The sequence below is a fragment of the Leptospiraceae bacterium genome (assembly GCA_016708435.1).
Classification (GTDB): domain Bacteria; phylum Spirochaetota; class Leptospiria; order Leptospirales; family Leptospiraceae; genus UBA2033.
This window is the reverse complement of record JADJFV010000010.1, coordinates 1-13,237: the sequence shown is the minus strand read 5'-3', so window position 1 is coordinate 13,237 and position 13,237 is coordinate 1. Positions and strand designations below refer to the sequence as shown.

The window sequence follows — 13,237 nt, the reverse complement described above, 5'->3', positions numbered from 1 at the left end:
TGGCAATGTATGATAAAACAGCTCAGAAGTTCAAAGGAAAATTTGACAATCTTCCTGAGGGGCATCTCCTTGTTAACCTCGGACCTTCACACCCTGCTACACACGGTATTCTACAAAATGTAATTCAAATCGACGGAGAAAGAATTGTAGAAGCAGATGCAATCATCGGCTACGTGCATCGTTGTTTTGAAAAACTAGGCGAGCGTTATGATTACAATCAATTCCTAGTTTGCACGGATAGAATGAACTATATTTCTACACCGCTTAATAATATCGGTTGGATATTGACTGTCGAAAAAATGCTACAGATTGAAGTTCCTGAAAGAGTTACCTATGTTCGTATGATCATATCAGAACTTTCTCGTATCATGGATCATATTATCTGCAATGGAATTTTAGGTGTGGATTTAGGAGCCTTCTCTGGAATGCTTCATCTATTTCACCACAGAGAAAATATCCATAGCATTCTAGAAAAACTCACCGGTGCGCGACTAACAACGACTTTCTGCCGAGTAGGTGGAATGGAACGCGACATCTATCCTGATTTTGTAAAAGAAGTAAAAGAAGTGATTAACGGGCTTAAGCCTGCAATGGACGAATTTAACACACTTCTCATTCGTAATAAAATCTTCAACGATAGAACAGCGGGAGTAGGTGGTATCAGCGCAGAAGACGCATTAGCCTTTGGATTCTCTGGTCCTAATTTACGTGCTGCGGGTGTTGACTTTGATGTTCGTAAGGATACTCCTTATATGCTCTATGACAAAGTCGATTTTGATATTCCAATTGGCGAAGATGGATCTGTGCTTCATAGAACTCTGGTTCGTATGGAAGAGATGCGTCAGTCGATTCGAATCATTGAGCAGCTAATTGATGGTATTCCCGAAGGATCTTACCATGCTGATCTTCCTCATATATTTCTTCCTGAGAAACAAAAAGTTTATACAAGTATGGAAGAATTAATCTATCATTTTAAACTCATTATGCATGGAATCAAAGTTCCTGCTGGTGAATATTATATGGCTACCGAAGGGGGTAATGGCGAACTTGGATTCTATGTAGTTTCAGAAGGAGAAAAGTCTCCTTGGAGAGTGCATGTTCGTCGTCCTTGTTTTTGGTATTACCAGGCATTTTCTCATATGGTAAAAGGCTCCCTGATTGCAGATTCAATCGCAACGATGAGTTCTTTAAATGTTATTGCAGGGGAGTTAGACTGTTAGTATGGCTTATCAATTTTCAGAAGCGTCCGAAAAACGTTTTCAAAAACTATTAACTATGTTTCCCGATAAAAGATCGGTAATCTTGCCAGCCCTTTATCTATTACAAAGAGATAGAGGCTATGTAGATACCGAGGGGATGGAATACATTGCGGCTAAGATTGGTAATCCGATCGCAGTCTCTCATGTATACGGGGTTGCTACTTTTTACACTCTTTACAATAAGAAGCCTGTCGGTAAATACCATGTGCAAGTTTGTGCAAACATTTCTTGTTTTGTAATGGGCTCTGACAAAGTAACAGAACATTTCTGTAAAAAGCTAGGCATTAACAAAGGTGAGACAACTGCTGATAAAAAATTCACAGTAGATGAAGTGCAGTGTCTTGGTGCATGTGGTTACGGACCCATGGCGCAGATCAATGATGATTATCATGAACACCTCACGCCCGAAAAAATAGACGAAATTTTAAAATCTCTGGAGTAAAGAATGGCAGAATTAAAGCTTTTAACTAAACACCAGGGTGAGAAAGACATCCACAAACTTGCTCATTATAAATCAGTTGGTGGTTACACTGCCATTAAAAAAGCTCTCGGTATGAAACCAGAAGATATCGTTACAGAAGTAAAAAATTCTGGTCTTCGTGGTCGTGGAGGAGCGGGATTTCCAACTGGAATGAAATGGTCTTTTATTCCAAAGACGGATAAGCCTAAGTATCTGCTATGCAATGCAGACGAAGGGGAGCCCGGAACTTTTAAAGATAGAGTATTACTAGAAGAATTTGCCCACCAGATGATTGAAGGTATGATTATCGCGGCTCGTGCAATCGACTCTCACCAAGGTTATATTTATATCAGAGGTGAATATCATTTATCCTACGATAGAGTGCAAGCTGCGGTAGATGAAGCGTATGCCGCTGGACTTCTTGGAAAAAATATCCTTGGTTCAGGATTTGATTTTGAACTAGGTTTATATGCAGGAGCAGGCGCTTATATTTGTGGAGAAGAGACAGCACTCATCAATTCACTCGAAGGCAGAAGAGGGCATCCAAGACTCAAGCCTCCTTTTCCTGCCGTTGCAGGACTTTATGGTTGTCCTACTGTCGTAAATAATGTGGAGACCTTCAGTGCTGTTCCTCATATTATCAATAATGGGGCAGCTTGGTATGCAAAAATGGGAACACCTAAGTCAGCAGGAACAAGAATGTTCAGCGTAAGTGGTCCTGTTAAAAAGCCAGGCGTTTATGAAATAGAACTCGGAACTCCTCTCATGTCATTAATCAATGATCTATGCGGTGGAATGGCAGATGGTAAGAAGCTAAAGGCGATTATCCCCGGTGGTTCTTCTGTTCCTATTCTCACAGCTAAAGAATGCGAAACTGCGAACATGGACTTTGAGTCTATGGCAGACCATAAGACTATGCTTGGTAGTGGTGCTGTGATTGTACTCGCAGATGATACCGATATAGTTGAGTCTACTTACCGTTTGGCGGAGTTTTATGCGCATGAGTCTTGTGGACAGTGCACACCTTGTCGGGAAGGGACTCATTGGGTAGCAGACTTACTTCATAAAATAAGAGAAGGTCATGGAACTGAAAAAGACTTAGAGTTGATTTTATCTTTAAGTGTGAATATGGAGGGGGGAACAACGATTTGCCCGCTTGCAGATGCTTGCGTTGGTGCTGTTCGTCCTACCATTCAAAAATTCAGAGCGGATTTCGAAGCCAGATTACAAAAGGAACATGCGGCATAAATTATGGATTGGATGTTAGTATTAGTTTGGGCGCTTAAAAGCGTATTTTTGTTTTTTATCATCATCACCGGATGTGCCTATTACACATTAGCCGAAAGGGTGGTTGCAGGTTATATTCAAGACAGAAGGGGTCCTAATAGAGCGGGTCCTTTTGGTCTGCTTCAACCTGTCGCCGATGGAATTAAATTCTTAACCAAAGAAGAAGTTTTTCCGGTCAATGTCAACAAGGTAATGTATTTAATTGCACCTGCCATCTCGATCGTGTGTGCTATTATGGCTTGGTCGATTATTCCTTTTGGGGGGACAATTCCACTTCCTCCTTTCTTAGCGAGTGCATTTGGTTTTCCTTCTATTGATTTGCAAATCGCTAATCCAAATACTGGAATTCTTTTTATGTTTGCGATTTCCTCGCTTTCTGTGTATGGCATTATCCTCGCAGGTTGGAGTAGCAATAACAAATACTCACTTATGGGTGGAATTCGCTCTACAGCGCAAATGATTTCTTATGAGTTACCACTTGGTCTTTCGGTTGTGATTGTGATTTTACTTTCAGGGTCACTACGACTCACAGATATTAACGACGCGCAAAAAGGTCTTTGGTTTATTTTTACCTTACCCGGAATGATTGCTTTCTTTATTTTCTCCGTTGCCATGTTTGCTGAAACAAACCGTTTGCCGTTTGACTTAGCAGAAGCTGAGTCTGAGCTTGTTGTGGGATTTCATACTGAGTATGGAGCTTTCAAATTTGCACTCTTTTTTATCGCAGAGTATATGAACATGATTACTATGAGTTGTGTAGTCAGTCTTTTATTCTTCGGTGGATACAATGTTCCATTTGGAATTTTAAATGGCAGTGAATTACAACCATTAGTCGGTCTTTTGTTCTTTGTCGGAAAAGTATTATTCTTCGCATTCTTATTCATGTGGGTGAGGTGGACATTGCCTAGATTTAGGTATGACCAACTCATGGTGCTTGGATGGAAAAAGCTTATCCCTTGGTGTCTGTTTAATATCGTATTAGCCTCAACCTATGTTGTATATTGGGGAAAATACTGGAAGGGGATTTTTAATTAATTATGTTAAACCTAACTGAAATCCAACCAATTTTATTTATGATCCTGTCCGCAGTGACAGTTGGCTCTGCACTTTTAGTAGTATTAAATAGGAACCCAGTCGCTTCGGCTGTATTCTTAGTTCTTACTTTCTTTTCTCTCGCAGGAATTTACGCATTGATGAACGCTGTCTTTATTGCGACCATGCAAGTGTTAGTTTATGCGGGAGCGATTATGGTGTTAGTAGTATTCGTTCTTATGCTTTTAAATTTAAGAGAAGAAACACACAAAGAAATTTGGAGTAATCCCGTAAAGAAGACAATCATTGTTTTAATCGTGATTTCGTATTCGTTTTTACTTTTAGTTTCTCTCAAAGCTACAAAGGATTCTGATCCGACAGTGATTACAAATATCACTTCACCGAATTACGAATACAAGCTAAGCGATAGCGCAGAATCAAAAGTAACCGTTACTGGAAACACGGCAGCAGTCGGAGCATCTACATTCATCGACTATCTGCTTCCATTTGAAATCATTTCTATTTTGCTTTTAGTAGCTGTCATTGGGGCTGTCATCATAGCCAAAAAAGACGTGGTAAAGAAGGGCTAGGGGGAGACTTTGCAAACATATATTTCTGGAATTCCACTTAATTATTATCTTTCTCTTGCAGGAATTTTATTTTCCATCGGGGTGCTCGGTGTTCTTACAAGACGCAATGCAGTAATTATTTTTATGGCGGTAGAGCTGATGTTAAATTCTGTGAACTTAGTGTTCATTGCGTTTTCTAAAGTTCTATCAATTGTAAATGGGGAAGTAATCGTATTCTTCGTTATGGCAATCGCGGCGGCAGAAGCAGGCATTGGTCTTGCTATCGTAATTGCAATACACAGACAAAAGAAAACTTCCAATGTCGATGAAATCAATCTATTAAAATGGTAGCACTATGTTAGAATACTTTCCTCTTGTAGTTTTATTACCTCTCATTGGATTTTTAGTCAATGGGATTCATTATCGCAAAATGCCAAATACGGCTGCGGCGATTATCGGAACAAGTGCGGTCTTAATTCCGTTTTTCATCACACTTGGTTCTCTCACAGCTTATCACCCTATGTCGAATAACGCTCCTCATTTATTCACTTTACTTCCGTGGATACATGCTGGCGCTTTTCAAGTAGACTTCGCTTATCAAGTAGACCAACTTTCTTTGTATATGACTCTTATCATAACTGGGATTGGATCTTTGATTCATATTTACAGCGCGGGTTATATGCATGGCGATGGTGGATTCAATCGCTTCTTTGCTTATCTGAACTTATTCATCTTCTCGATGTTAAATCTAGTTCTAGCGGATAATCTTGTTTTGATGTTTCTAGGTTGGGAAGGTGTGGGTCTTTGCTCTTACCTACTCATAGGATTTGACTATCACAAAACGTCAGCCGCTAATGCTGGGATGAAAGCATTCATCACTAACCGTATAGGAGACGTTGGATTTGCTGTTGGAATTATTCTGACCTATTGGTATTTAGGCTCTGTAAAATATGTAGACATCATGGCTGCAATGCCTGCTGCGATTCCATTTAAAGAAATCATTAACTATGTAGCACTTGCTTTCTTCATTGGAGCAATTGGAAAGTCAGCTCAAATTCCATTGTATGTTTGGCTTCCAGATGCGATGGCAGGTCCGACTCCTGTATCTGCACTCATTCACGCGGCAACGATGGTGACTGCGGGGGTATTCATGATTGCCCGCTTGAATCCAATCTTCTTAGCAGCGGAGATTACGAGTAATTACATTGCAATTACCGGTGCAGTGACTGCATTCTTTGCGGCTACGATTGGTTTATTTCAAACTGATATTAAAAAAGTTCTCGCTTACTCGACTGTATCGCAACTCGGATATATGTTTCTTGCGATGGGCGTTGGGGCTTATGAAGCAGGAATGTTTCATTTAATGACTCACGCATTTTTCAAAGCGCTCATGTTCCTTGGTTCTGGTTCTGTGATTCACGCAATGCACCACGAACAAGACATGAGAAATATGGGAAATCTAAAAGGCTATATGAAGATAACATGGATTACCTTCATGATTGGAACTTTAGCGATTAGCGGTATTCCTCCGTTTAGTGGATTTTTCTCAAAAGATTTAATATTAGAAAAAGCATTTGGTCATCACGGAATTGGACATGTAATTTGGGCGATTGGACTTGCAGGTGCTTTTTGCACAGCATTCTATATGTTCCGTTTAGTATTCTTAACTTTCTACGGAAAAGAAAGAATCGATCATCATGTCAAAGAGCATTTACATGAATCACCTTGGACGATTACTCTTCCTCTTGTGATTCTTGCGATTGGTGCAGCGGGTGCTGGGCTTATTCAAATGCCTCACCTGTTCTTTGGAGGAACTCATTTCTTAACTGACTACTTCAAACCAATCTTTGCACCCGGAAAAGAAATTGTAGAAGTTGCTTGGAAGATAACTGCTGAGCCTCATCATATGTCTGAATCGACTGAGTTAATTCTACTTGTTGTTTCCATTTGCGTGGCGCTAACAGGGATTATTCTTTCCTACTTTGTATTCCAGATTAAACAATCTGTTCCTCCTTCTGACGAGGGATTTAAAGGATTCACAAAAGTTGTTTACAATAAGTATTATGTAGACGAAATCTATGAGGCTACTATTATTAAGCCGCTTCTTAGAATGTCAGATTGGTTGTCTGCAACTGTAGACAAGGCTCTGATTGATGGACTAGTCGTGGGAGTTGGAAAATTCTTTATGCATATTTCTGAAATCTTCCGTAAGATTCAAACGGGGATAGTAGGTGATTATGCGCTCTCGATAGTTATTGGAACCATTGCCATTTTAGTTGTATTACTTTACGGAGGATTTTAACCATGCCAGAATCAATTTTATCCTTGGTTATCTTTTCACCACTCCTCGGAATTGCCATTCTTTCCTTCTTAAAAGAAGAAGAGCATATCAAATGGACGAGTGCCATCATTACTTTAATTACATTTGTTTTAAGTGCTCCTTTAATGTGGTATTTTAATACAAATAGTTCAGCGCTTCAATTTGTGCATAGAATTCCAAATTGGATGAGTTCCGGCAAATTGGTAATAGACTACCACTTTGGACTCGATGGAGTTGCTTTACTATTATTTGTATTAACTTCCTTTTTGTTTTTTATTTCCAGTGTTGCTTCTTGGACATACATTCACAAACGACTCAAAGAATTCTACATAGCACTTTTATTTTTAGAGATTGGAGTGCTTGGAGTATTTGCTTCGGCTAACTTAGTATTATTCTACGTTTTCTGGGAATTGATGTTAATACCAATGGCACTTCTCATCGGTATTTGGGGTGGGGAAAATAGACTGTATGCGGCAATCAAGTTCTTCATCTACACGATGGCAGGCTCAGTTTTAATGCTTGCGGCAATTTTGATTATCTACTTTAAGACAGGTGATATCACAATCGAATCCCTTTCTACAAAGTCGTTTGCAAATTTCTCACCTGCACTACAGGGATTTTTATTCTTTGCTTTCGCAATTAGTTTTGCAATTAAGATTCCGGTATTTCCGGTTCATACCTGGTTACCAGATGCGCATACAGAAGCTCCCACTGCTGGCTCTGTAATACTTGCCGGTGTTCTCTTAAAGATGGGAACTTACGGGTTTATTCGTTTTTGTATTCCGTTTTTTCCAATCGTATCCCTTGAGTATCAGGGGCTAATCATGATTTTCTGCGTGATTGGAATTGTATATGGCGCACTCGTTGCAATGGTGCAAAAAGACGGAAAAAAACTCATCGCATACTCTTCCGTATCCCACTTGGGATTTTGTTTACTCGGTCTAATGACATTTACGGAAGAAGGAGTTCTCGGTGGAATGATCCAAATGATTAACCACGGGGTGTCAACTGGAATGCTCTTCTTAATGATTGGTATGATTTACGAAAGAACTCATACTCGTATGATAGCGGATTACGGTGGGATTGCGAAGATTGTTCCACTGTTTGCAACTTTCTTTATGATTGCTATGTTATCTTCTGTTGGTCTTCCTGGAATGAACGGATTTGTGGGTGAGTTCTTAGTGCTACTTGGAACACTCAAAGTAAACGTTGTTCTTGGTGTTATAGCAGGAAGCGGAGTTGTCTGGGCTGCATGTTACTTGTTGTGGTTTACAAAGCGTTTCCTCTTCGGAGAAATCACAAACAAAGAAAACGAATTACTATCTGACTTAAACGCAAGAGAAATTTTCGTCTTAGTCCCGATGGTCATCTTGATATTCTGGTTTGGTGTTTACCCACAAACATTTATGAAATACTTAGAGCCAAGTGCTAGAGTATATTTAAACTCTGCATCCGTGCAAGCGATTGGAGAAAGAACCAATCTAGAGCAAGGCAAGAAACTTGTATTAACAGAGGATTATAACTCTTTAGGAAAAGCTCCGAAGTCATTCGAAGAAAGACTCGCTGGGTATACTACTCAGTATGCTCTCCTAAACGTAAATCCTAAACTTGGACCGGCTCCTGTGAATGTGAATCCATTGCCTCCAGAGCCTACTCCAGAACCAAAAACACCTGTAACAGAGGAGAAGAAGTAATGGTATTTACTCCTAATACAAACGATCTACTTTCTATTTTACCTGCGCTCATACTTTGTAGCGTTGGGTTGTTCTTTTTGTTAACTCAATTTATTTTTCATTCTAACGATCATAGAGTGATTCGTTACCTAACAGGGATTAGCCTCTTGGCGGCTTTGTATGCTGTGATTTATAACTACAATACAACTCCGGGAAAAGGACTTTTCTTTAACAACCAAATTGGAATAAACGAAATCTCTATGTGGCTAAATGTCATCTACATGGTAACAGCGTTCTTGACTGTAATTGCTTCTCCCCGCACACTAAACCAACATGGAATTACATTTCCTGAATTCTATCCGCTAATGCTATTTGCTGTTTCGGGAATGTTCTTTATGACTAGTGGCACTGATCTAATTGTTATCTTTGTTGGATTAGAGCTACTTTCGATTAGCCTTTATGTATTAATCGGAATGGCACACAATGAAATGGGAAGCTTAGAGGCTACTCTTAAGTATTTCCTGCTCGGTGCATTTACTTCTGGGTTTATGCTTATGGGGATTGCTTTTTTATTTGGAGGAAGTGGATCTACTCAATTGGGCGTTGCACTTAGACCTCTCACACAGGGCGGCGAGATTCCAATGTATACTAAGGTTGGACTTGGACTATTTCTTGTAGGTGTTTGCTTCAAAGTAGCTCTGGCTCCGTTTCATTCTTGGACTCCTGATGTGTATGAAGGTGCTCTTACTACTATTACTGGATTTATGGCATCAGGTCCTAAAGCCGCAGCAATGGGGTTAATGCTTATTATCTTTCAATACATTCCAGTCGGAGAGACTCCAAGTGTTTGGATGTATTTAATTGGTGGAATTGCTGCTCTTTCTATGACTTTGGGGAACGTGTTTGCATTACAACAAGACAATCTCAAAAGAGTTTTGGCGTATTCTTCTATTTCCCATGCGGGCTACGTAGTCGCAGGGATTGTTTGCGGTGCTAAGATGGAAGTGATTTATTATTTAATCATGTATTCCTTCATGAACATTGCTGCGTTTGCTATGATTGCTTATCTGGAAAATGGAAAGTATATCATAACCTACAATTCCATTAAATACCTTGCAGGCAAAAAGCCATTAACCGCAGTAGGATTACTTGCTATCTTCTTTTCGCTTGGCGGTATACCACCATTAGGCGGATTCTGGACAAAGCTATTCTTATTCCAAAAAATTGCAGAGTCAGATCAAGTTCTAAATCGCTTCTTACTGATTATTGGTGTAATCAATTCAGCGATTGCGATTTACTATTACTTACGAGTAACTGTATCTGCCTTCATGACAGAAGATAAGGGAGAAGCAGCAACGGAAGCACTAGAGCCAAGCTTTGGACTTTCCTTTGCAACTGTAATTTCTCTTTTGTTCGTATTGTTCAGTTGGATTGTATTTCAACCAAATAGTTTATAAGACAAACCACCCTTTGCTTAGTCTCATTACCTATGACCATGCAAAGGGTTACTTTACACTTTTTTTTCTACCACGAAGGACACAGAGAGCACGAAGAATAAATGAAGGAAAAAACTAAATAACTTCGTGAACTTCGCGCTCTTCGTGGTTAAAAACCCATTATGAATAAACTTATTATCTTCGGTGCTAGTGGTCGTGTAGGAACAAGGCTTATCGAATATGCCCTTTCCGACAAATACAAAGTAACCGCTTTTGTTCGAGATAGAAGTAAAATAAAACTAACAGATTCGAATCTAGAAATAATTTCCGGAGATGTATTCAATCCAGAACAAGTAGAAAATGCAATTGCTGGAAAGGACTTAGTATTCTCTGCTTTAAGTGGGCGATCTACAAAACCCGACTACTCTGTGTTATCCGTTGGGATGAACAATATTGTTTCTGGAATGGAAAAGGCTAGTATCAAGCGGATACTTATTGTAGCCGGTGCAGGAATCTTAGATGACTCGGAGTATGGGCTTAGAAGAAATCGTCCTAATTATCCTGAGATATTTAAGCTTGTCTCTGCAGAGAATTGGAAAGTATATGAGGCTTTGCAAAAAACAAAATTAAATTGGACGCTTGTTTGTGCTCCTGAAATGCCTGAAGATAAACGAACAGGCAACTACAGAACGGCTATAGATTATTTGCCCGTTGATGGAAGAAGAATAGCAGTAGAGGACGTTGCTGATTTCTTTTTGCAGAACATTCGCACAGAAGCTATATTTCAGAAGAGAGTAGGCATCGCTTACTAGTTTACAAAAGGCTCTGAGAAATCACGAACTTGCTTTTCGCCTTCGTATTCAGCGAGATAAATTAAATCTCTATAATCAAGCCTTGCCAGTTCTAGATATTGTAGGAACAAATTTTCATTAGCCGCAGAAAGAAACAATACAGACCGAATGATTCTGTCGAATGATTCTTTGACTTCATTTTCCTCTAAGAAATCAATCAACCTTTCTATTCGATCTAGAATTGGTTCCATTTCTAAAAAATTATTTTCTAGAAAATTAACTATATCATCCGAGATTCTATACATCATTTCATTCTCTCAAAGAGTTCTTCGTCTAAAGCATTTTTTCTTTTTATGAAGAGTGTCTTCATATTTTCCTCAAATCTAATTTCAAAGGAGTCTTGGTCTTTAGAAGTAAGAAGTAGCTTGGGAGTTAAACCGGTTTTTTCTTTGAAAGAATACTTTCCGATTTCGCCTATTTGTGGCGCTGGCATAGTTTTATTATCCGCACATTTTTCTTGGGACTTATCTCCTAGAAAGTATCTAAGGCTACCATCTCTATAGAATTGAACGAATCCACAATTCTTGGGATTCATATAAATTAAGTTTAATGCGCGTTTGCCCGGGAATGACTGACAATAGAAAAGGATGACGATGAATAGATTTATGATTTGATATTTTTTCATTTTTATTTGTTAGGTAACAACCGACTCACTTAGAAGAATAAACACTTTTTTATTTGATCAAACTCAATGTTGCTTTCTAAGGATACCAATAGAATGTTTTCACACATTCGACTAAGCCCAGTGTAAGTCGGTCGTAATCTCTTTTAATTTTCCCTTTAATTCACAATCTTTAATTTTTCTTGTGCCACGACTCTTTTGATGACTTCATTTAATTGCTTTGCAAATTCTTTTGTATCACCTGAACTTAGCGTAAAATTGTGAGTATCCTTACGATTGGAATAGCTTAGCATAAAATTGTTTTTCGCAGAATTTACTTTGGAAATTACTTCTGAACTTATCTCTGATTCTAATTTCACAATGTCAGTGTAATCTGTTGAAACCTTCTTGAGGTTATAATAGGTTCCATCAATATTGACGGAAAGACCAACTGGTAAATCGGTATCTAACATATCGAGATGGTAGTCTAGATAATATTTTTTATCTCCAGTGAGGTTATTGTAAACGCCTTTTACCATTAAACTTTTTGCTTTACCTCTTGTGCAAAAAGGCCAATACCATGTAAACTCTGGGCAAATGGTTTCTGATTTAACAGTTACCTGTTCTAGATTTGGTTCGGGTATGACTTGCAAACTATTGCAGTTTATAACAAAAAACAAAAAACTTAAAAAAAATATTTGGGAAAAAAGAACTTTTCTCATTTTAAAACAAACTCCTAATTTTATTTTAAATTAAATAACGTTACGAAAAAATCAATTACAAGAATAGTCTTTTTATAAAATTAGTAATTATGATTTCATTTCCAAAAGATAAAATAAACATTCTCTTACTCGAAAACATTCATGAAAATGCATTCAATCTTTTCAAGAATGATGGCTTTTCCGTTAAACTGATGAAAGATGCATACACGGAAGAGGATTTATGTGAGGCGATTAAAGACGTTCATGTATTGGGAATTCGCAGCAAGACAAACGTAACTGAAAAAGTCTTTGAGAACGCACACAAACTATTAACACTTGGCTGCTTCTGCATTGGAACAAACCAAGTAGATCTTTCCGAAGCAGAAAAAAAAGGCGTACCAGTATTTAATGCGCCATATAGCAATACCCGAAGTGTTGCAGAGCTAGTGATCGCAGAGATTATTTTCCTTGCACGTAAGACAGGAGATCAATCAAGAGATGCGCATAATGGCAAATGGAATAAAATTGCTACCGGTTGTTTTGAAGTGCGTGGTAAAACATTAGGTCTTATCGGTTACGGGCATATTGGCTCACAGGTTTCTATTCTTGCTGAATCCTTCGGAATGAAAGTTATTTTCTATGATATCCAAACAAAGCTTCCATTAGGAAATGCACAGCCTGCTGACTCTTACGAAGAAGTTCTAAAGAATGCTGACTTTGTAAGTTTTCATGTTCCAGAAAGTCCAGAAACAATGGATCTATTAGGAGCAAAAGAAATTGCAGCAATGAAAAAAGGATCCTATGTTCTAAATCTGTCTCGCGGTAGAGTGGTGGACATAGACGCATTAGCCGCAGCCCTTAAGTCAGGACATCTCGCAGGAGCGGGTATTGATGTTTTTCCGGAAGAGCCTAAGTCCAATAAAGACCCTTTTACCAGTCCACTTCAAAATCTAACAAATGTAATCCTCACTCCCCATATTGGAGGAAGCACAGAAGAAGCGCAAAGAAACATTGGACTAGAAGTCGCAAATAAGTTACTCCGTTACGT

Annotated in this window: 14 protein-coding genes; 11 read left to right on the top strand and 3 right to left on the bottom strand. The window is 38.8% G+C overall.

Translation table 11 applies throughout. The features are described 5' to 3' along the window. Positions 1–5 precede the first annotated feature (5 nt). The 10 genes from IPH52_14960 (at position 6) to IPH52_14915 (ending at position 10,848) form a co-directional block, all read left to right on the top strand. The gene (locus tag IPH52_14960) at positions 6–1,220 is read left to right on the top strand and encodes an NADH-quinone oxidoreductase subunit D (GenBank protein ID MBK7056318.1); all 1,215 of its coding nucleotides are present in this window, start codon (positions 6–8) and stop codon (positions 1,218–1,220) included. A gap of 1 nt (position 1,221) precedes the next feature. Continuing rightward, on the top strand, positions 1,222–1,701 hold the full coding sequence (gene nuoE, locus IPH52_14955) for an NADH-quinone oxidoreductase subunit NuoE (GenBank protein ID MBK7056317.1): 480 nt from the start codon (positions 1,222–1,224) through the stop codon (positions 1,699–1,701). A 3-nt stretch (positions 1,702–1,704) separates the two neighbouring features. Then, the gene (gene nuoF, locus IPH52_14950; GenBank protein ID MBK7056316.1) at positions 1,705–2,967 is read left to right on the top strand and encodes an NADH-quinone oxidoreductase subunit NuoF; all 1,263 of its coding nucleotides are present in this window, start codon (positions 1,705–1,707) and stop codon (positions 2,965–2,967) included. 3 nt (positions 2,968–2,970) lie between these two features. Beyond that, entirely contained in the window at positions 2,971–4,041 is a 1,071-nt protein-coding gene (gene nuoH, locus IPH52_14945; GenBank protein ID MBK7056315.1) for an NADH-quinone oxidoreductase subunit NuoH, read from the top strand. A gap of 2 nt (positions 4,042–4,043) precedes the next feature. Then, complete coding sequence (locus IPH52_14940; protein ID MBK7056314.1) at positions 4,044–4,628, top strand: NADH-quinone oxidoreductase subunit J; 585 nt, start codon at positions 4,044–4,046, stop codon at positions 4,626–4,628. 9 nt (positions 4,629–4,637) lie between these two features. Continuing rightward, entirely contained in the window at positions 4,638–4,958 is a 321-nt protein-coding gene (gene nuoK / locus IPH52_14935) for an NADH-quinone oxidoreductase subunit NuoK (protein MBK7056313.1), read from the top strand. Between the two features lie 4 nt (positions 4,959–4,962). Continuing rightward, a complete protein-coding gene (gene nuoL / locus IPH52_14930) occupies positions 4,963–6,909 on the top strand; it encodes an NADH-quinone oxidoreductase subunit L (protein MBK7056312.1) in 1,947 nt (648 codons plus the stop codon). 2 nt (positions 6,910–6,911) lie between these two features. Next, the gene (locus IPH52_14925) at positions 6,912–8,621 is read left to right on the top strand and encodes an NADH-quinone oxidoreductase subunit M (protein ID MBK7056311.1); all 1,710 of its coding nucleotides are present in this window, start codon (positions 6,912–6,914) and stop codon (positions 8,619–8,621) included. Then, complete coding sequence (locus IPH52_14920) at positions 8,621–10,057, top strand: NADH-quinone oxidoreductase subunit N (GenBank protein MBK7056310.1); 1,437 nt, start codon at positions 8,621–8,623, stop codon at positions 10,055–10,057. Before IPH52_14925 ends, IPH52_14920 begins: the two co-directional genes overlap by 1 nt. Positions 10,058–10,218: 161 nt before the next feature. Then, positions 10,219–10,848, top strand: a complete 630-nt coding sequence (locus IPH52_14915; protein MBK7056309.1) for an SDR family oxidoreductase — start codon at positions 10,219–10,221, stop codon at positions 10,846–10,848. On the opposite strand, the gene IPH52_14910 is transcribed toward IPH52_14915, so the two are convergent. The 3 genes from IPH52_14910 to IPH52_14900 form a co-directional block, all read right to left on the bottom strand. Then, positions 10,845–11,135 (bottom strand): hypothetical protein, encoded by a 291-nt coding sequence (locus IPH52_14910; protein ID MBK7056308.1) that lies wholly within the window; start codon positions 11,133–11,135, stop codon positions 10,845–10,847. The genes IPH52_14915 and IPH52_14910 overlap by 4 nt on opposite strands. Beyond that, complete coding sequence (locus IPH52_14905) at positions 11,132–11,512, bottom strand: hypothetical protein (GenBank protein MBK7056307.1); 381 nt, start codon at positions 11,510–11,512, stop codon at positions 11,132–11,134. The genes IPH52_14910 and IPH52_14905 overlap by 4 nt, the downstream gene beginning before the upstream one ends. A 155-nt stretch (positions 11,513–11,667) precedes the next feature. Then, a complete protein-coding gene (locus tag IPH52_14900; GenBank protein ID MBK7056306.1) occupies positions 11,668–12,210 on the bottom strand; it encodes a hypothetical protein in 543 nt (180 codons plus the stop codon). A gap of 89 nt (positions 12,211–12,299) precedes the next feature. On the opposite strand from IPH52_14900, the gene serA reads away from it, so the two are divergent. Continuing rightward, the coding region (serA, locus tag IPH52_14895; GenBank protein ID MBK7056305.1) for a phosphoglycerate dehydrogenase at positions 12,300–13,237 on the top strand (938 nt) is incomplete at its 3' end.